The sequence below is a fragment of the Sphingomonas abietis genome, from assembly GCF_027625475.1.
In the GTDB taxonomy this organism is placed as follows: Bacteria; Pseudomonadota; Alphaproteobacteria; order Sphingomonadales; family Sphingomonadaceae; genus Solisphingomonas; species Solisphingomonas abietis.
In genome coordinates this window covers 599,336-619,009 of sequence record NZ_CP115174.1, presented here as the reverse complement: position 1 = coordinate 619,009, position 19,674 = coordinate 599,336, and the positions used below count along the sequence as shown (strand labels likewise).

17 protein-coding genes are annotated in these 19,674 nt (G+C 67.9%); 10 read left to right on the top strand and 7 right to left on the bottom strand.

Features of this window, described 5'->3' with window-relative positions; genetic code table 11:
• The first annotated feature begins 48 nt into the window (after positions 1–48).
• From PBT88_RS03070 to PBT88_RS03030, 9 genes are all read left to right on the top strand, one after another.
• Complete coding sequence (locus PBT88_RS03070; protein ID WP_270077772.1) at positions 49–2,532, top strand: penicillin-binding protein 1A; 2,484 nt, start codon at positions 49–51, stop codon at positions 2,530–2,532.
• A 116-nt stretch (positions 2,533–2,648) separates the two neighbouring features.
• A complete protein-coding gene (gene prfB, locus PBT88_RS03065) occupies positions 2,649–3,776 on the top strand; it encodes a peptide chain release factor 2 (protein ID WP_270077771.1) in 1,128 nt (375 codons plus the stop codon).
• Positions 3,773–4,537, top strand: a complete 765-nt coding sequence (locus tag PBT88_RS03060) for a class I SAM-dependent methyltransferase (RefSeq protein ID WP_270077770.1) — start codon at positions 3,773–3,775, stop codon at positions 4,535–4,537. The genes prfB and PBT88_RS03060 overlap by 4 nt, the downstream gene beginning before the upstream one ends.
• A gap of 141 nt (positions 4,538–4,678) precedes the next feature.
• Positions 4,679–5,473, top strand: coding sequence for a thymidylate synthase (locus PBT88_RS03055; RefSeq protein WP_270077769.1), 795 nt, complete (start codon positions 4,679–4,681; stop codon positions 5,471–5,473).
• Positions 5,473–5,952, top strand: coding sequence for a dihydrofolate reductase (locus tag PBT88_RS03050; protein ID WP_270077768.1), 480 nt, complete (start codon positions 5,473–5,475; stop codon positions 5,950–5,952). Before PBT88_RS03055 ends, PBT88_RS03050 begins: the two co-directional genes overlap by 1 nt.
• Before the next feature lie 82 nt (positions 5,953–6,034).
• On the top strand, positions 6,035–6,964 hold the full coding sequence (locus PBT88_RS03045; RefSeq protein WP_270077767.1) for a bifunctional riboflavin kinase/FAD synthetase: 930 nt from the start codon (positions 6,035–6,037) through the stop codon (positions 6,962–6,964).
• Positions 6,965–7,171: 207 nt separating this feature from the next.
• Positions 7,172–10,165 carry an isoleucine--tRNA ligase gene (locus PBT88_RS03040; protein ID WP_270077766.1) on the top strand — a complete coding sequence of 998 codons (2,994 nt, stop codon included), beginning with the start codon at positions 7,172–7,174 and terminating at the stop codon, positions 10,163–10,165.
• On the top strand, positions 10,158–10,679 hold the full coding sequence (lspA, locus tag PBT88_RS03035) for a signal peptidase II (RefSeq protein WP_270077765.1): 522 nt from the start codon (positions 10,158–10,160) through the stop codon (positions 10,677–10,679). The genes PBT88_RS03040 and lspA overlap by 8 nt, the downstream gene beginning before the upstream one ends.
• A complete protein-coding gene (locus PBT88_RS03030) occupies positions 10,672–11,094 on the top strand; it encodes a DUF3035 domain-containing protein (RefSeq protein WP_270077764.1) in 423 nt (140 codons plus the stop codon). Before lspA ends, PBT88_RS03030 begins: the two co-directional genes overlap by 8 nt.
• A 125-nt stretch (positions 11,095–11,219) precedes the next feature.
• Here PBT88_RS03030 and PBT88_RS03025 read toward each other — a convergent pair whose 3' ends face one another.
• The 3 genes from PBT88_RS03025 to PBT88_RS03015 form a co-directional block, all read right to left on the bottom strand.
• Complete coding sequence (locus PBT88_RS03025) at positions 11,220–11,972, bottom strand: TorF family putative porin (RefSeq protein WP_270077763.1); 753 nt, start codon at positions 11,970–11,972, stop codon at positions 11,220–11,222.
• 210 nt (positions 11,973–12,182) lie between these two features.
• Positions 12,183–13,388 (bottom strand): cystathionine beta-lyase, encoded by a 1,206-nt coding sequence (gene metC / locus PBT88_RS03020; RefSeq protein ID WP_407696549.1) that lies wholly within the window; start codon positions 13,386–13,388, stop codon positions 12,183–12,185.
• Positions 13,385–14,233 (bottom strand): sulfurtransferase, encoded by an 849-nt coding sequence (locus PBT88_RS03015; RefSeq protein WP_270077762.1) that lies wholly within the window; start codon positions 14,231–14,233, stop codon positions 13,385–13,387. The genes metC and PBT88_RS03015 overlap by 4 nt, the downstream gene beginning before the upstream one ends.
• Positions 14,234–14,328: 95 nt before the next feature.
• Between PBT88_RS03015 and queF the strand changes: the two genes are divergently transcribed.
• Positions 14,329–14,775 carry a preQ(1) synthase gene (gene queF / locus PBT88_RS03010; RefSeq protein WP_270077761.1) on the top strand — a complete coding sequence of 149 codons (447 nt, stop codon included), beginning with the start codon at positions 14,329–14,331 and terminating at the stop codon, positions 14,773–14,775.
• Positions 14,776–14,902: 127 nt separating this feature from the next.
• On the opposite strand, the gene PBT88_RS03005 is transcribed toward queF, so the two are convergent.
• The 4 genes from PBT88_RS03005 to PBT88_RS02990 form a co-directional block, all read right to left on the bottom strand.
• Positions 14,903–15,787: an alpha/beta hydrolase family protein gene (locus tag PBT88_RS03005; RefSeq protein ID WP_270077760.1), complete on the bottom strand. Its 885-nt coding sequence runs from the start codon at positions 15,785–15,787 to the stop codon at positions 14,903–14,905.
• A complete protein-coding gene (locus tag PBT88_RS03000) occupies positions 15,784–16,764 on the bottom strand; it encodes an isopenicillin N synthase family dioxygenase (RefSeq protein WP_270077759.1) in 981 nt (326 codons plus the stop codon). Before PBT88_RS03000 ends, PBT88_RS03005 begins: the two co-directional genes overlap by 4 nt.
• 39 nt (positions 16,765–16,803) lie before the next feature.
• Positions 16,804–17,997, bottom strand: a complete 1,194-nt coding sequence (locus PBT88_RS02995) for a GGDEF domain-containing protein (protein WP_270077758.1) — start codon at positions 17,995–17,997, stop codon at positions 16,804–16,806.
• 75 nt (positions 17,998–18,072) lie between these two features.
• Positions 18,073–19,629 carry a helicase HerA-like domain-containing protein gene (locus tag PBT88_RS02990; RefSeq protein ID WP_270077757.1) on the bottom strand — a complete coding sequence of 519 codons (1,557 nt, stop codon included), beginning with the start codon at positions 19,627–19,629 and terminating at the stop codon, positions 18,073–18,075.
• Positions 19,630–19,674: the final 45 nt, after the last annotated feature.

Below are 19,674 nucleotides of genomic sequence, written 5' to 3'. Positions count from 1 at the left end.
GCACGCCGGCTTCCCATTCCCCTCGTTCCCCTCTAGACCGCGATCCGCATGGACGATCAGGCGGATAATGGCGGCGGGCGGGCGACGATCAGGCGGGAGGATTCGCGCTGGCGGCGCGTGATCCGGTCACGCTGGACCAAGGCCTTTGCCGGGCTCGTCGGCCTGTTCTTCGTCGGCTGCATCGCGATCTGGCTGATCTTCGCCCGCGACCTGCCCTCCACCGACAAGCTGCTCGCCTATGAGCCGCCGCTGCCGACCAACCTGCGCGGCATCGACGGCGCGCCGATCTACACCTTCGCCCGCCAGCGCCGGGTCGAGCTGTCCTATGCCGAGCTGCCGCCGGTGCTGGTCGATGCGTTCGTCTCGGCCGAGGACAAGAGCTTCTTCACCCACCATGGCATCAACCCGCTGACCTTCGCCAATGGTGCGTTCGAATTCTTCACCAAATATGGATCGGGCGAGCGCGCGCGGGGCGGATCGACGATCACCCAGCAGGTCGCCAAGAATCTGCTGACCGGCAACGAATATTCGGTGAAGCGCAAGGTCCGCGAAGCGATCCTGGCGGTGCGGATCGAGCAGACGCTCTCCAAGCAGCAGATCATGGAGATCTACCTCAACCAGATCTTCCTCGGGCGGAACGCCTATGGCGTCGAAGCCGCCGCGCAGAGCTATTTCGGCAAGGACGTCCACGACCTGACGCTGCCGCAAATGGCCTATCTCGCGATCCTGCCCAAGGCGCCGAGCAACTACACCCCCGAGCATGACATGGACCGGGCGCTGGCCCGGCGCGCCTATGTGCTGCGCGAGATGGCCGCCAATGGCTACATCACCCCGGCGCAGCGCGACGAAGCCGATGCCACCCCGCTCGGCGCGATCGAGCGCCAGCCGATCAAGCAGGACATGCCGCCGAGCTATTTCACCGAAGAGGTCCGCCGCGAGCTGATCCAGCGATTCGGCGAGAATGACGGCGACAGCGCCAACTCGGTCTATGCCGGCGGCCTGTGGGTGCGGACCTCGTTCGATGGCACCAAGCAGGCGGCCGCCGAGAAAGCCCTGCGCGACGGCCTCGCCCGCTACGCCAACGGCCATGGCTGGACCGGCCCGTCCGCCCATATCGACACCGGCGAGGGCTGGCAGGGGCGGCTGATCGCCGCCAGCGTCGGCCCCGGCTATGCCGACTGGAAGGCCGCCGTGGTGCTGTCCAAGGCCGGCGGCACCGCCGAGCTGGGCTTCGAAGACGGATCGAGGGGATCGATGCCGTCCTACGCGGCCGACATGCCCAAGGCCGGCATCGGCGGATCGGCGTTCAACTTCCTCCACGTCGGCGACGTGATCGTGGTCAAGAAGGACGTCTCGACCTGGACGCTGCGCTCGATCCCGGCGATCTCGGGCGGCATGGTGATCGAGAATCCGCACACCGGCCAGGTGCTGGCGATGCAGGGCGGCTGGGATTTCCGCGGCGGCAGCTTCAACCGCGCCACCCAGGCGCTGCGCCAGCCCGGCTCGACCTTCAAGCCGATCGTCTATTCGGCGGCGCTGGACAATGGCATGACCCCGGCCTCGATCGTCGTCGATGGCCCGTTCTGCGTGTTCCAGACGGCGCGGCTCGGCACCAAATGCTTCAAGAATTTCGGCGGCGGCTATGCCGGCCCGCAGACGATGCGCTGGGGCCTCGAACAGTCGCGCAACCTGATGACGGTGCGGATCGCCAGCCAGATCGGCATGGATAAGGTGACCAAGAACGCCCATAATCTCGGCGTCGGCGATTATCCCAACCAGCTCGCTTATGCGCTCGGCGCCGGCGACACGACCGTGCTCAAGATGGTCAACGCCTATTCGGCGCTCGACAATCTCGGCCGCCAGATGCCGCCGAGCCTGATCGACTATGTGCAGGATCGCCACGGCAAGGTGATCTGGCGCGCCGACAACCGCCCCTGCACCGGCTGCAACATGAAGGATTGGGACGGCAAGGCGATGCCCCGCCCGCCGCTGCGCGGCCACCAGGCGATCGATGCCGTCACCGCGACCCAGATCGTCCACATGATGGAAGGCGTCGTCCAGCGCGGCACCGCCACCATCCTGCGCGATCTCGGCCGCCCGATGTTCGGCAAGACCGGCACCACCACCGGCCCGACCAACGTCTGGTTCGTCGGCGGATCGGCCGATCTCGTCGGCGGGCTGTATCTGGGCTACGACCGGCCGCGCTCGCTCGGCGGCTATGCCCAGGGCGGCACGATCGCGGCGCCGGTGTTCAAGCAGTTCGCGCTGGCGACGATGCAGAATGATCCGGTGCAGCCCTTCCCGCTCGCGCCCGGCGTCCGCATGGTGCGGATCGATCGCCATTCGGGCCGCCGCGTCTATGGCGGCTGGCCGTCGCCCGATCCGCTCTCGCCGATCATCTGGGAGGCGTTCAAGCCGGAGACCGAGCCGCGGCGCACGATCAAGCGCGATGCCGCGATCAAGGCCGCGCCGAAGACCACGCCCAAGGCCTCCGACGCAGACTTCTTGCAGAAGGAGGGTGGGATTTACTAAATCCCGCTGTCATGAGCGGCCCCGCCGGGGCCTGTTGCCCGCAGATTACGTGTCCCGACCTCGCTCGACACGCCATTTGTCGATCCGGGCGGATTGTTGAGACGAAGGAACAGACGATGCGCGCCGAAGCGCAAGGCCATGTCGAGAAGATCAATGCCGCAATGGCACTTGTCCGCCGTTTCATCGAGTGGGATCGCGCCCTGCGCCGTCTCGACGAGCTGAACGCGCGCGTCGAGGATCCGGCACTGTGGAACGATCCCAAGCAGGCGCAGGCGATCATGCTGGAGCGCCGCCGCCTCGACGAATCGATCACCGCGGTGAAGGTGATCGAGAAGGAGCGCGACGATTCGATCGAACTGATCGAGATGGCCGAGGCCGAGGGCGACACCGAGCTGGAGGCGGAGGCCAATGCCGGCCTCGCCCAGCTCGTCGTCCGGGCCGAGGCCGACAAGGTGAAGGCGCTGCTCGCCGGCGAGGCCGACGCCAACAACACCTATATCGAGGTCAATGCCGGCGCCGGCGGCACCGAGAGCAACGACTGGGCGCAGATGCTCCAGCGCATGTACCAGCGCTGGGGCGAACGCCGCGGCCTCAAGGTCGAGCTGGTCGATTATCATTCGGGCGAGCAGGCCGGCATCAAGTCCGCGACGATGCTGCTCAAGGGCGAGAACGCCTATGGCTGGGCCAAGACCGAGAGCGGCGTCCACCGCCTCGTCCGCATCTCGCCCTATGACAGCTCGGCGCGACGCCACACCTCGTTCGCCTCCGTCTGGGTCTATCCCGAGGTGGATGACAATATCGAGGTCAGCTACAATGAGAGCGACCTGCGCATCGACACCTATCGCGCATCCGGCGCGGGCGGGCAGCACATCAACACCACCGATTCGGCGGTGCGCATCACCCACATCCCCACCGGCATCGTCGTGCAGTGCCAGAACCAGCGTTCGCAGCACAAGAACAAGGCCGAGGCCTACAACCAGCTGCGCGCCCGCCTCTACGAGCGCGAGCTGCAGGAGCGGGAAGCCATAGCGAACGCCACCAACGCCACCAAGACCGACATCGGCTGGGGCCACCAGATCCGCTCCTATGTGCTCCAGCCCTATCAGCTGGTGAAGGATCTGCGCACCGGCGTCACCTCCACCGCGCCCGACGACGTGCTGGACGGCGCGCTCGATCCGTTCATGGCCGCCGCTTTGTCGCAGCGCGTGACCGGCGAGGCAGTCGAGGTGGAGGACGTCGATTGAGACGGCGCCAGGGGGGGGACGGATGGGCGCGGCCATGGCGGGCATCGGCGCTCGCCCTGCTGACCCTGCTCGTCGCTTGCGGCCACGCCGATCAGCCCGATTCGGCACAATTGCCGCGTAATCAGGATGGCTTCCCGCTGCCCGCGCGGCCGGTCGCCAACATCGAGTCGGACAGCTATTCGACCGAGGCCGCGCGCGACAAGCTCGACGAGGCCCGCGCGGTGATGAACCGGGCCGGCATCAAGCGCGGCATGACGGTCGCTGATATCGGCGCGGGCGAGGGCTATTACACGATCCGCCTCGCCGCCCGCGTCGGCGACAAGGGCCGGGTGCTGGCCGAGGACATCTTGCCCGAGGTGCGCGACCGGCTGGCCGAGCGCGTCGCCCGCGAGCATCTCGACAATGTCAGCGTGCGGCTCGGCGATCCCGCCAATCCCCGCCTGCCGGCGGGCAGCTTCGATCGCGTGCTGATGATCCACATGTATCATGAGGTGCAGCAGCCCTATGAGTTTCTGTGGAACGTGCGCCCCGCGCTGAAGCCGGACGGCAGGCTGATCGTGGTCGATGCCGATCGCCGGACCAACCGCCACGGCACCCCGCCGGCGCTGCTGCAATGCGAACTGCGCGCGCTCGGCTTCGAGCGGGTGAAGCAGGTCGATATGCCGTCGGCCGGCGGCTATCTCGCCACCTTCGAGGCGAGAGGCGAACGCCCGCTGCCCGAACAGATCCGCCCCTGCGACGCGGCGGGGCGGCCGCTGTAGGATCGATCGCGTCAGGATCGGCCGGCCTTCGGTCTTTTCGTGCTCCTGCGAACGCGGGAGCACTACCGGCAACCGCACTTCTCCACAGCGGCGTGACGGCACCGGCTTGGCCTCTGGCGGCGCCTCGTCCATAGTTGCGCGGTGCAAGCCTATCTCGACCTCATGCAGCGCATCCTCGACGAAGGCGTCGAGCAGCAGGACCGCACCGGCGTCGGCACGCTGAGCGTGTTCGGCCACCAGATGCGATTCGATCTGTCCAAGGGCTTCCCGGTGGTGACCACCAAGAAGCTCCATCTCCGCTCGATCATCGTCGAGCTGCTGTGGTTCCTGCGCGGCGACACCAATGTGCAGTGGCTGCGCGATCGCAAGGTCAGCATCTGGGACGAATGGGCCGACGAGGCGGGCGATCTCGGCCCGGTCTACGGCCAGCAATGGCGGCACTGGGCCAATCCGCACGGCGGCGAAATCGACCAGATCGCCGAGCTGGTCCGCCAGATCCGCGAACAGCCGGCCTCGCGCCGCCAGATCGTCTCCGCCTGGAACCCGGCCGACCTGCCGCAGATGGCGCTGGCGCCGTGCCACTGCCTGTTCCAGACGCGCGTCGCCAACGGCAAGCTCGATCTCCAGCTCTACCAGCGCTCGGCCGACGTGTTCCTGGGCGTGCCGTTCAACATCGCGAGCTACGCGCTGCTCGTCCACATCCTCGCGCAGCAATGCGATCTGGAGCCCGGCACCTTCGTGTGGACCGGCGGCGACTGCCATCTCTATGCCAACCATCTGGAACAGGCGCGCCTCCAGCTCAGCCGCGACACCCGGCCGCTGCCGACGCTGAAGATCCTGCGCAAGCCGGACGGCATCGACGGCTACGAGCCCGAGGATTTCGCGATCGAGGGCTATGATCCCCACCCGCACATCAAGGCGGCGGTGGCGATATGATGGCGATCGACGGCCCGGAGGTGGCGCTCTACGTGGCGCGCGCCGACAATGGCGTGATCGGCGTCGACGGCGGCCTGCCCTGGCGGCTGCCCGAGGATCTCAAGCGCTTCAAGGATTCCACCATGGGCAAGCCGATGGTGATGGGCCGCAAGACCTTCGAGAGCTTCCCCAGTCCGCTGCCCGGCCGCCGCCACATCGTGCTGACCCGCGATGCCGGCTGGCAGGCCGACGGCGCCGAGGTCGCCCATGATATCGACGGCGCGATCGCGCTCGCCGGCCGGGTGCCCGAGATCGCGGTGATCGGCGGCGCGGAGATCTACCGGCTGTTTCTGCCCCGCGCCCACCGCATCGAACTCACCGAAGTCCATCGTTCGCCCGAGGGCGATACCAAGATGCCGCCGCTCGGCGAAGGCTGGCGGATCTCCAACCGCATCTTCGGCGGCCCCGACTTCGATTTCGTCACGCTGGTGCGGGACTGATCCCGAGCCCGCTCCCGCCCCGGCGGACAAGGGCTCGGCTTTGGGCTTTCCACCCCCCGCCCCTCTGCTATAGCGCCGCTCCATGGAACGGCTCTCCGGGGACCGCCCCGTCCCCGCGCATCTGCGTGGCGGCGTCTTGGCGCTCGGCAATTTCGATGGTTTCCACATCGGCCACCAGGCAGTGGTGGGGCGAGCGCTGGAGCGTGCCCGCACGCTCGGCGTGCCGGCGCTGGTCGCCACCTTCGATCCCCACCCCGCCCGCCTGTTCCGCCCCGACGCGCCGCCCTTCCTGCTGACCAGCATCGCCCAGCGGCTCGATCTGTTCGAGGCGTTTGGCATGGACGGCGCGATCGTGCTGCCGTTCGACCGCACGATGGCCTCGGTCAGCCCCGAGGGGTTCGTCGCCGACTGGCTCTATGATCGGATCGGCGCGAGCGCGGTGGTAACGGGGCAGGATTTCACCTTCGGGCAGAACCGCGCCGGCGACACCGCCGCGCTGGCCGGCTTCGGCCGCAGCTACGGCGTCGGCGCCGAGACGGTGGAAGCCGTCGAGGCGGAGGGCGCGATCGCCTCCTCCACCCGCATCCGCGACTATCTGCGCACCGGCGACATGGCGGCCGCCGCGCGCCTGCTCACCCGCCCCTTCACCATCGCCGGCACCGTCCAGCATGGCGACAAGCTCGGCCGCACCATCGGCTACCCGACCGCCAATGTCGCGATCGGCGACTATCTGCGCCCGGCCTATGGCGTCTATGCGGTGCGCGGGCATCTCGCCGACGGCCGCATCGTCGATGGCGCCGCCAATCTCGGCATCCGCCCGCAATTCGATCCGCCCAAGGAATTGCTCGAGCCGACCTTCTTCGATTTCGCCGGCGATCTCTACGGTCAGCCGATCGCGGTGGAGCTGATCGAACATCTGCGGCCCGAAGCGAAGTTCGACAGCCTCGACGCACTGGTCGCCCAGATCGACGCCGATTGCGCCGAGGCGAAACGCATCCTCGCCACGCGCTGAGCGGGCTGCCAGGACAGCTTTTCTCTCCGCTCCGTTCGTCCTGAGCCCGTCGAAGGACGTGCCCCACACGCACCGGCTGCCGCACGCACTTCGACAGGCTCAGTGCGAACGGAGCAAGACTGCTGGTTTTTCCGCCAAAATCGAATGCCGATCGGGCATCCCCCTCCCTTTCGGGGCGACAGATAGTGCGCTAAGGCCCGCCCCATTATGTCCGACGCTCCCCACGACACCGCCACCCAGCGCGACTGGCGCGACACCGTCTTCCTGCCGAAGACCGACTTCCCGATGAAGGCGGGCCTCGCCGCCAAGGAGCCGGCGATCCTGGCGAAGTGGGAGGCGGACGACCTGTACGGCACGCTGCGCAAGGCGCGCGCCGGGCGCGAGCGCTTCATCCTCCACGACGGCCCGCCCTACGCCAATGGCGACATCCATATGGGCCACGCCATGAACAAGGTGCTGAAGGACATCATCGTCCGCTCGCAGTCCCTGCTCGGCAAGGATGCGCCCTATGTGCCCGGCTGGGATTGCCACGGCCTGCCGATCGAATGGAAGGTCGAGGAGCAGTATCGCGCGAAGAAGCTGAACAAGGACGACGTACCCGTCGCCCAGTTCCGCGCCGAATGCCGCGCCTATGCCCAGAAATGGGTCGACGTGCAGCGCGGCCAGTTCCAGCGGCTCGGCGTGATGGGCGACTGGGCCGATCCTTATCTCACCATGAAGTATGACGCCGAGGCGACCATCGTCGGCGAGATCCTGAAGTTCGCCGAGACCGGCCAGCTCTATCGCGGCGCCAAGCCGGTGATGTGGAGCCCGGTCGAGAAGACCGCGCTCGCCGAGGCCGAGGTCGAATATGAGGACATCGTCTCGACCCAGATCGACGTGGCGTTCGAGATCGTGGAGAGCTCTGTACCGGAGCTAGTGGGTGCGTATGCCGTGATCTGGACCACTACCCCGTGGACGGTCCCGGTCAATCAAGCGCTCGCTTATGGGCCTGCCATTCCATATGTCTCCGCCTCCGCACCGGATGGCCGACGATACGTCGTAGCTGCCGATCTGGTTGCCGGCTTTTTCGCAAAGATGGGCTGGACCTACGACGAACATGTTTTCGGTGAAGATGACATCACGTTCGATGGAATCATGCTGGAAGACGCTGTCGCCCGACACCCCATGCACGGCAAGGGCGGCTTCTTCGCCAAGCCCCGCCCGTTCCTGCCCGGCGATTTCGTCACCACCGATGCCGGCACCGGCCTGGTCCACATGTCGCCCGATCATGGCGAGGACGATTTCCTGCTGTGCAAGGCGAACGGCATCAACCCGGCCTTCGTGGTCGAGGACGACGGCAAGTACCGCGCCGACTGGCCATGGATGGCCGGCCAGGGCAGCGTCATCGCGCCCAAGCTCAACGCGCCCGACGGCCCGATCTGCACCGACCTGCGCGAAGTCGGCGCGCTGCTCGCGGCGAGCGCCGACTATAAGCACAGCTACCCGCATTCGTGGCGCTCCAAGGCCAAGGTGATCTTCCGCTGCACGCCGCAATGGTTCATCGCCATGGACAAGCCGATCGCCGCCGAGATCGATGCGCAGGAAAACCAACCGTTCGTCCCGAGCGAAGTCGAGGGACGTGCGGCGGGCGGTGCGCTTGGGGCACGTACCTCGACTGCGCTCGGCACGAACGGAGGTTCTGGTTCGGGCGCGGGAAGCAACGGCGCGACGCTGCGCGAACTCGCGCTCGACGCCATCGCCCACACCCGCTTCGTGCCCGAGAAGGGCCGCAACCGGATCGGCACGATGGTCGCCGGCCGGCCCGACTGGGTGATCTCGCGCCAGCGCGCCTGGGGCGTGCCGATCGCGATCTATGTCGATCCCAGGACCGGCCGCTATCTCGACGACAAGGCGCTCAACGCCCGCATCGTGGACGCCTTCCGGGAGGGCGGCGCCGACGTCTGGTACGCGATCGACCATGAAGCCCTCCTCACGGAGTTCGGCCATGATCCCGCGCTGTGGCAGCCTGTCACCGACATTCTCGACGTGTGGTTCGACTCCGGCTCGACCCACGCCTTCACCGTCGAGGCACGCTATGGCGAGGGCGTCCGCGCCAATCTCTATCTCGAAGGATCGGACCAGCATCGCGGCTGGTTCCAGTCCTCGCTGCTGGAAAGCTGCGGCACCCGCGGCCGCGCGCCCTATGACGCGGTGCTGACCCACGGCTTCGCGCTCGACGGGCAGGGCCGCAAGATGTCCAAGAGCCTCGGCAACGTCGTCGATCCGCTCAAGGTGATCGGCGAAAGCGGTGCCGACATCCTGCGGCTGTGGGTGGCCTCCACCGACTATTTCGAGGATGTCCGCATCGGCAAGGAGGTGCTGGCCGGCACCTCCGATACCTATCGCAAGCTGCGCAACACCTTCCGCTACCTGCTCGGCGCGCTCGACGGCTTCTCCGAGGACGAGCGCGTCCCCTATGCCGAGATGCCGGAGCTGGAGCGCTACATGCTCGGCCGGCTGGCGACGCTCGACCTCGCGCTGCGCGCGGTGGTCGACCAGGGGGCCACGATCGGCGGCGATCCGCTGCCGGCGAGCCTCGATTTCGGCCGCTACGCCCGCGCGCTCACCGACTTCGCCAATGCCGAGCTGTCGGCCTTCTACTTCGATATCCGCAAGGACAGCCTCTATTGCGATGTCGGCCCGGCCAAGCCCGAGGGGCTGCTCGCGCGCCGCGCCTACCGCACCGTGCTGGACACGCTGTTCCACGCGCTGATCCGCTATGCCGCGCCGATCCTGTGCTTCACCGCCGAGGAGGTGTGGGGCACCCGCTATCCCGATGGTGGCTCCGTGCATCTGCTCGAATGGCCCGCCGTGGACGATAGCTGGGGCGCCGAGATCGATCTGAGCAACTGGGAAGCCATCATCCAGCTCCGCCTCACCGTCTCGGCCGCGATCGAGCCGATGCGCAAGGCCAAGGAGCTGGGTTCCTCGTTGCAGGCCAAGGTCGCGATCGGCACGCCCGAGCGCCCCGCCGCGACACCGAGCGAGCTGGCCGAGCTGTTCATCGTCTCAGACGTCCAGCTCGAGACGACCGACGCGACCAACGTGGTCGTCCATGTCACCGACTGGCACAAATGCGGCCGCTGCTGGCGGCATCTCCCCGAAGTGAAGCAGGACGGCGATCTGTGCGACCGTTGCGAGGATGTGGTGCATGGTTAAGCCTGTCGATCTCGCATTGACCCGCCGGCTGGGCTTCGCGGTCGCGCTGCTGGTGTTCGCGCTCGATCAGTTCATCAAGGCGCTGATCGTCCATGCGGTGAACCTGCCGATCCGCACCGTGGTCGAGATCCTGCCGATCTTCCGTTTCTACTGGGTGGAGAATCACGGCATCTCGATGGGCTTCCTCACCGCCAACAGCACCGCCGAACGCTGGCTGCTGGTGGTGCTGACCGCCGCCATCGCGGTCGCCGTGGTGTTCTGGCTGTGGCGCGAGCGCAACCGGCTCGATGCCACCGCGCTCGGCCTCGTGCTCGGCGGCGCGCTCGGCAACATCACCGATCGGGTGCGGCTCGGCTATGTCGCCGACTTCCTCGATCTGCATTTCGGCGACATGCACCCTTTCTTGGTTTTCAATGTCGCCGATGCCGCTATTACCATAGGCGTATTGCTGCTGGTGCTGCGCGCGCTGTTCGTGCGTCCCGTACCCGCCGCTTCGGAGGATTCGCATGCGTAAGAAGATCGGGCTTGTGGCGTTGACGGGTCTGGCGACCGTAATCGGTGGCTGCGCCCACACCAAGGCCACCGGCTTCGGCAACCGCAATGCGCCGAACGAGTTCATCGTGACCCGTTCGCCGCCGCTGGTGATCCCGCCGGATTATGCGCTGCGTCCGCCGCGTCCGGGTGAGCCTCGCCCGCAGGAGGTCAGCCCCTCGCAGCAGGCGCTGTCCGCGATGTTCGGCGGCGACGTGAAGCTGACGCCGGGCCAGCAGGCGCTGATCGACGCCGCCGGCGGCTCGCCCGATGCAGGGGTCCGCTCGGGCGCCGGTTCGCCCACCACCAACGTGGTCGACAAGGGCAACGTCACCAAGGACATCATCGCCGCGCCCGCCGGCAACAGCGGCAACACCACGGCGACGACACCGCAATAAGCGCGGCGGACGCCGCCCCGGCGCAGGCCCGGGCGGCGGGGCTCGGTGCCCGTGACAGGCACATAAGCAAAGGGCCACGACCGGCATCCCGGTCGCGGCCCTTTCCGTATCGAGGCGTCAGCCGATCAGAAGGCGACCGCGACCCCGCCGACGAAGCCGGCCTTGGCGATGTTGCGATCGTCGCCGGTGAAGTTCTTGTTGGTGTCGACATAGGCGGCGGTGAAGGTCAGCGCCTTCCAGGTGTAGGCCGCCGTCACGCTCCAGTCGGTGTATTTCTCGCCGAACGTGATGTAGTTATGCACGAACGAGCGGCCGAGATGGCCGGTGATCGTGATCGGCGTGCTCGGCACCGCGAGCGACAATTCGCCATAACCGTAGAAGGCCGAACGGCGATCCGCGGTGCCGTCCGACAGGCCATGCTGCTTCCACGCGAAATTGGTGCCGACCTTCACGCCGAGCGGGCCGAAGCTGTGCGAGGCATTGACGTAAGGCTCGAAGAAATCCGTGTTCGCGCCATGCGAACCGGGATAGTAATAATAGAGTACGCCACCGTCGATCGTGGTGCCGGCGATGGTCTTCTTGTAGCCGGCGTAGAGATCGATCTCCTGATCGCCGCCATTGGCGACATAATCGTCGATCGAACTGCCCCAGGTGCCGACATAGAGGCCGGATTCATGGCTGACCCCGATCGTGCCCTGGATCGCGAAGCGCTTGTTGGTCTGCGACAGGCCCCGGAAGCGATAGTCGCTGATCAGCGTGGCGCCGCCGGTGATGGTGAACGGGCTGGCAGGCGCGGCGGTCGCGTCGTCGGCGAGGGCCGGAACCGCCGCCATCGCACCGAACGCGAACGCAAGACAGGCTTTGGACAAAGCGCGCATAATGGTGAATCCCTCTTCTTCTCGTCTAAGGTCATCCACCCGCGAAACGTGCTGGTGCCAAGCTCTACCACCCCCCGAGGCAGTGGCCCGACTATCAGCCCGCGGCCCTATTGGTATCAGCCGCGCCGCATCGCACAATCATAATTCTGCAATACGGGCGGCGAAACCGACAGACCGTTGCTCTCCCGCAACATATATGGGAATATTATTTCAAGCGGTATTTCGTATACATGCTTCATATCTGGCCAGCCCCCGTTCGAGATCGGCGATCAGATCATCGGGATGTTCAAGCCCGATATGGAGGCGGACGAGCGGCCCCGCCGCCTGCCAGTTCGTCACCGTGCGCAGCGATGACGGCTCGACCGGCAGCGCCAGGCTCTCGAAGCCGCCCCAGCTGTAGCCGATGCCGAAATGCCCGAGTCCGTCGATCAGCGCGGCACGGGCCGCCGCGTCGCCGCCGGCGAGGACGAAGCCGAACAGACCGCTCGATCCCTTGAAGTCGCGCACCCATGATTCATGCCCGGGGCAGGACGGCAGCGCCGGGTGGAGCACCGCCGCCACCTCCGGGCGTCCGTCCAGCCAGCGCGCCACCGTCAGCGCCCCCTCCTCATGCGCCTTGAGCCGCACCGCGAGCGTGCGCAGCCCGCGCAGGCCGAGAAAGGCGTCGTCCGGCGCGACATGCTGGCCGAACAGCTGCGCGGTCTTGCGAAGCTTCGGATAATAAGCGGCCGTCGCCGTCACCGATCCCAGCATCGCATCCGAATGGCCGACGACATATTTGGTGCAGGCGAGGATCGACAGATCGACCCCGGCCGCGATCGCCGGGAAGAACAGCGGCGTCGCCCAGGTGTTGTCGAGCAGGGTGACGATCCCCCGCGCCTTGGCGACCGCGACGATCGCGGGGATATCCTGCACCTCGAAGGTCAGGCTGCCGGGGCTTTCGAGGAAGATCGCGGCGGTGTTGTCGCTCAGCAGGTCGGCGATGCCGGCGCCGACCAGCGGGTCGTAATAGCGCGTGGTGATGCCCATCGGCGCCAGCACCTGCCGGCAGAAGGCGCGGGTCGGTTCGTAGACGCTGTCGACCATCAGCAGTTCGTCGCCGCTCTTCAGCACCGACAGCAAAGCCGCCGCGATCGCCGCGACGCCGGACGGGAACAGCATCGTGCCCTCGGCGCCCGGCTCCAGCGCGGTCAGCGCATCGGCCAGCGCCCACTGGGTCGGGGTGCCACGCCGGCCGTAATGGAATTCGCCATCGGCATTGCGCCCGGCGCCGTCCTTCAGCGCCGCGCAATTCTCGAACAATATGGTCGAGGCGCGATAGACGGGCGGGTTGACGATCGGCCCGGTCCATTCGGGGCGGCGCCCACCGGAGATGACCTTGGTTTCATCGCGCATCACGTCGTCCTGTCCGTTCATGAAATCGCCTTCGGTGTCGAGGGATCGGCGCCCCATTCGCTCCACGACCCGTCGTAGAGCGCGATATCGTCGCGGCCGAGCATGTGGGCGGCGAAGAACAGGCTCGCCGCGGTGATCCCCGATCCGCAGGTGAACACCAGCGGCCGCGCCGGATCGATGCCGGCCTGCTCGAACAGCTCGGCGAGCGCCACGCCCTTCTTCCAGCGGCCATCGGCATCGAACAGTCTGCCATAGGGCAGGTTCACCGAACCGGGGATGTGGCCGGGCGCGACGCCGGGGCGCGGATCGCCCTCGACCCCCGAGAAGCGCGGCGCGCCCCGCGCATCGACCAGCTGCGCGGACGGATCGGTAAGCAGCGCGCGCACCGCCTCGAGATCGCGGATCAGCCCGTCGTCGCGCCGGGTGAAGCCGGTGCGGGTCTCGGGCAGCGGCTCGATGTGGCCGGCGCCGCGCTCGATCGGCAGGCCGCTCGCTCGCCAGGCGGCGGCACCGCCGTCGAGGATGGCGAGCCGGTCGGCGCCGAACAGGCGGAACAGCCACCACGCCCGCGCCGACGTGCGATGCGGGGAATTGTCGTAGAGGATGATGCGATCGTCGCGCCGCACGCCCAGCGCCGCCATGCGTGCGCGGAACTGCTCCAGCGTCGGCGCCATCGTCGGGCGCGGATCGTCCTGGTCGGCAAGGGTCCGCAGATCGAGGAAGCGCGCGCCGGGGATATGGCCCTCGGCATATTCGGCGGCCGCATCGCGCTCCGGCTCGAACGGCAGGTAGGTCGCATCCAGCACGACGATGCCGGGATCGTCCATGCAGCGGGACAGCCATTCGACCGTGACGAGATCGTCCATGCGTACACTCCTTGGCCACACCACCCTCGGATCGCCCCGCATAGCGCCGCCGCCGGCCATTGCGAAGGGCGCCCGGCGTGCTTAGGTGCGACGCCATGAGCCTCACCCATCTGGGCCAGTCGAGCCCGCTCCCCGCCCGCCCCGAGGATGCCGTCCTCGATTACGTGCCCAATCCCCGGACGGGCCGCCCCTATCTGGTGCGCTTCGCGGCGCCGGAATTCACCTCGCTCTGCCCGGTGACCGGCCAGCCCGATTTCGCGCATCTGGTGATCGACTATGCGCCGGGCGCGACGATCGTGGAATCGAAGTCGCTCAAGCTGTTCCTCGGCAGCTTCCGCAACCATGCCGGCTTCCACGAGGATTGCACGGTCGGCATCGGCGAGCGGCTGTTCGCCGAGATGCAGCCGCTGTGGCTGCGCATCGGCGGCTACTGGTATCCGCGCGGCGGCATCCCGATCGACGTGTTCTGGTCGTCCGGCGAACCGCCCGCCGGCCTGTGGGTGCCCGATCAGGGCGTGCCGGGCTATCGCGGCCGGGGCTGAAACGCAGCCGAAATATACAAGGTCGCCCGTGCTCCTGCGGAGGCAGGAGCCCAAGTGACGCCCGCTACGCCCGAAGCCCTGGGCTCCTGCTTTCGCAGGAGTACGAGCAGGCCGAATGTCGATCGGGCTAAGGCTTCAGCATCGCCTCGATCATCCCGACCTGCGCCTGCCAGGCCGCCGTCGTCGGCGTGATCAGCTCGAAATGGCCTGAATCGGGGATGCGGCTGACGGTGACCGCATCGCCCCTGGCCGCCGCGGCCTTGCGGTAGGATTCGGAGAAGGGCAGCGGCGCGATCGGGTCTTGGGCGCCGACCACCATATGCTGCGGAATGCCGAGCGGGACGAGCGCGACCGCCGAGGTGTCCGCATAGACGTCCCAGTGGCGCGCGGTGGCCGGGCCGACCAGCCGGTCGACGGTATCGACGCCGCAGGCCTCGGTCGCGTCCGCCTTGGCCTGCGCCAGATCGGGCAGGCCGCCCGCGCTCACGACGCCCGCGATCGGCAGCGGATGCGCGCTCCACAGGGCGCTGGTCCGGGCGATGTTGTGCCGCCCTGCCAGCCATAAAGCCAGATGGCCGCCGGCCGAATGGCCGATCGCGACGACATGCTTCGTATCCAGCCCGAGCTTCGGCCCGTCGCGGCCGAGCATATCGGCGGCGGCGGCGACATCCGCGAAGGTGCCGGGATAGCCGCCGCCGGGCACGTCGACGCCGCGATATTCGACGTTCCACACCGCGATGCCGCGCTTCACCAGGTCGGCGGCGAGCAGGTGCATGATGTCCGCCCTGGCCACCGCCGTCTGCCAGCAGCCGCCATGGAGCATCAGCACGACCGGGAACGGCCCCTTGCCGGCCGGCTTCCACAGCTCGACATGCTGGAGCGGATCGGCGCCGTAGGCGAGGATCGGCCCCGGCGCCGGCGGCTGCGCGAGCCGCTGGAAATCGGCATAGTGCATCGGTGCCGCCATCGCCGGGCTCCCCAGGATCAGCGCAAGCGCGGCCAGCGCCTTCACAGCAATCGGATCTCGCGCAGCCGATGCATCAGATAGTCGTGCGCCGTGATCGGATCGGGATAGCGGTTCGGATGATCGGCATCGATGCAGCCCGGCAGCGTCTCGATCAGATAGTCCGGCCGGAAATGCAGGAAGAACGGCATCGAGTAGCGCGCATGGCCGCGCCGCGCCGAGGCCGGGTTGGCGACGCGATGGGTGGTCGAGCGCAGCCGGTTGTTGGTCAGGCGCTGGAGCATGTCGCCGACATTGACCGCCAGTTCGCCCTGCTTGGGCGTCACCGACAGCCACTGGCCGTCGCGATCGAGGATCTCCAGCCCCGCCTCCTCGGCGCCCAGCAACAGGGTGATGGTGTTGATGTCCTCATGTGCGCCCGCCCGGATCGAAGGGCCGTCGTGGGTCACCGGCGGATAATGGAGCAGGCGCAGCACCGAATTGCCATCCGCCACCGGATCGACGAAGAAATCGGGGGCGAGGCCGAGATAGCGCGCGATCGCCTCGAGCAGCCGGGCGCCGGTCGCATCGAACGCCGCGAACAGCTCGAGCATCACGTCGCGGAAACCGGCCAGCTCCGGCGGCCAGAGATTGGCCGCCATCTGCCCGCCATAGCGATGCCCGTCCGCCAGTTCGCGGCCGACATGCCAGAATTCCTTGAGATCGACGGCGGTGGCGTCCTTGGCGGTCTCGATGCCGAACGGCGTGTAGCCGCGCGCGCCGCCGGTGCCGGGAATATGGTAAGCCCGCTTCACCGCCTCGGGCAGCGCGAACAGCGCTTTCGCGGCATCCTCGGCCCGGCCGATCAGCTCGGCCGAGATGCCGTGATCGGCGATGACGGCGAAGCCGTAGCGCTCGAAGGAATCACCCAGCTCGCGCGCGAAGGCCGCGCGATCGTCGGCGAAGCGGGCCAGCGAGACGGAGGCGACCGCCGCCGGCGGCGCGCCCGTGGCGGGGGTGGCAGGGGGAATGGTGATGCTGTCCATGCCCCCGGGATAATCCCCGAAGGGCGCGAGGGAAAGCGTTCAGACGGTGGCGACGCGGCGGGGCGCGGCCGCCGCGATCCGCAACGCCGGCGCCGAGGCGATGGCGGCGCGGCAGCGGCCCCGCGCCTTGGCTTCGTAGAGCGCGCCATCGGCCGCCGACATCAGGGTCGCGACATCATGCCCATGATCGGGCAGCCGGGCGATGCCGATGCTGGTGCCGACACTCACCGATACGCCATTGTCGAGATCATAGGGCCGGTTGGCGATCGCCGCGATCACCCGCTCGGCGCGGCCCAGCGTGCCGCCGCGATCGGCCTCCGGCACCAGCAGCACGAACTCGTCGCCGCCGATCCGTGCCGCCGTGCCGCCGACCGGGGCGAGCGCCTGCAATCGCGCCGCGACCATCCGCAGCAGCGCATCGCCCGCGGCGTGGCCGTGGCGATCATTGACCGCCTTGAAGCCATCGAGATCGAGATAGAAGAAAGCGAGCGGCCCGCGCCGATCCTCGCGATGCTGCCAGGCCACGATCGCGCGTTCCAGCCCGGCGCGATTGGCGAGGCCGGTCAGCAGATCGTGGCTGGCGCGGCGATCATTCTCGCGCTCGGCCGCCGTCGTCCGCACCAGCATCCCGTTGAGGCCGCGGATCGCCGCCCACAGGCTGAACAGATAGACCGGCACCTGCGGCACCAAGATCCACAGCTCCCACTGGCCGGACAGCGCCGCGCCGATCGCCGCCGGGCCGAAGCTCAGGATCACCATCGCCGTACACAGCCGCGGCGCGTAGAAATTGCGGAAGGCGATGCCGCCGGCCATCGCCGCCGCCGAGATGGTGGTGATGCCGCCGATCAGCCAATCCCGGCTGAGCAGGCCGACGAGGCTGCCATAGCCCACGCCGATCGCCCAGAGCAGTGCCAGGATCACATAGGCATCGGTATACGTCCTGCCGCCGCTGACGGCGTTGCGCCGGGCATGGCGCAGCACATAGAGGCGGATGCCGCCGAGGATCATCTCGTAGAAGGCCCAGCCGATGAACAGCGGTTCCGGATGGCGCCACGACGCCACGGCGGACACCGCCACCGTGTTGAACACGCCACCCAAAAAGATCACCAGCGTGCCGAACAGCCCGGCGAGCAGCATCGGGCGGATCTCCGCCGGCACATCTACACCGGGTTCGACCAGCCAACGCCCCAGTCTGGTGACGGGCGGACTGTAGGTGGCGGTCTGTTGGATCACGTCGCTCCCCGACTTTCGTCTAAAGGATTTAGGCTCGCGTCCGTTAACGAGAGGGAAATTTCGCGACGTAATCCGCTAAATATTGCGGATCAGCGAGCCCAGCACACCGCGCACCAGCGATCCGGCGAGGCCGCCACCCGAAGCGCCGCGCCCCGATCCGAAGATCTGCTTGCCGACCTGGTTGGCGATCTGCCGCCCGATCGAGGAGGAGGCCGCGCGCGTCGCCGAGGTCAGCGCCTTGTCCCACACCGACGGCGGGGCCGTAGCGGGCGCCCGGCCGGCCGGAGCGGGGGCGGCCTGCGCGGCGGCGGCCGAGGCCTGCGCCTTGGCGGCGAGCTTCTCATAGGCGGACTCGCGGTTGACCGGCGTGTCATATTTGCCGCCGACCGGCGACAGCGCGCGCAGCGTCGCCCGCTCGGCCGGGGTGATCGGGCCGACCCGGCTGCGCGGCGGCTTGATCAGGGTGCGCTCGACCGGCGCCGGCGATCCATCGGGCTGGAGCAGCGAGACCAGCGCCTCGCCGGTCTTGAGCTCGATGATCGCCTTGGCGACGTCGACGCCGGGGTTGGCGCGGAAGGTCTCGGCGGCGGCCTTCACCGCCTTCTGGTCCTTGGGCGTGAAGGCGCGGATCGCGTGCTGCACGCGGTTGCCGAGCTGCCCGGCCACCGTATCCGGCACGTCGATCGGATTCTGGGTGATGAAATAGACGCCGACGCCCTTGGAGCGGATCAGGCGAACCACCTGCTCGACCTTCTGGAGCAGCGACGGCGGCGCCGCATCGAACAGCAGATGCGCCTCGTCGAAGAAGAAAACGAGCCTGGGCTTGTCGGGATCGCCCACTTCAGGGAGCGCCTCGAACAGCTCGCTCAGCATCCACAGCAGGAAGGTGGCGTAGAGCTTCGGCGATGCCATCAGCTTGTCGGCGGCGAGGATCGAGACCTGGCCCCGGCCCTTTTCGTCGAGCAGCATGAAATCATGGATGTCGAGCGCCGGCTCGCCGAAGAAATGCTCGCCGCCCTGGCTGCGTAGCTGGAGCAATGCCCGCTGGATCGCGCCGACCGAAGCTTTGGAGACATTGCCGTAGGTGGTCGCCAGCTCGTCGGCGCGGGCGCTGATCTCGCCCAGCATCGCGCCGAGATCGTCGAGATCGAGCAGCAGCAGCCCCTCCTTGTCGGCGAGCGTGAAGGCGACGGTCAGCACGCCCTCCTGCACCTCGTTGAGGTCGAGCAGCTGGGCGAGCAGCAGTGGCCCCATCTCGGACACGGTGGTGCGGATCGGATGGCCCTGCTCGCCGAGCAGATCCCAGAAGATCGCGGGATTGTCGGCATAGGACCAGTCGGCCTCGCCGATCTCCTTCGCGCGCTGGGCGAAGGCGTCGTGGGTCTTGGCGGTCGGCGATCCGGCCATCGCGATGCCGGAGAGATCGCCCTTCACGTCGGCGAGGAAGACGGGGACGCCGGCCCGCGAGAAATCCTCGGCGATGCCCTGGAGGGTGACGGTCTTGCCGGTGCCGGTGGCGCCCGCGATCAGGCCGTGGCGGTTGGCGCGCTGGAACACCAGGCTCTGCCGCCGGCCATCGGCGCTGGCACCGATGAAGATACCGTCCTGATCCGCCCCGTTCTGATCCACCACGCCCTGATCGACCACGCCCTGCCCTTCCCTGGATACGAAACGGGG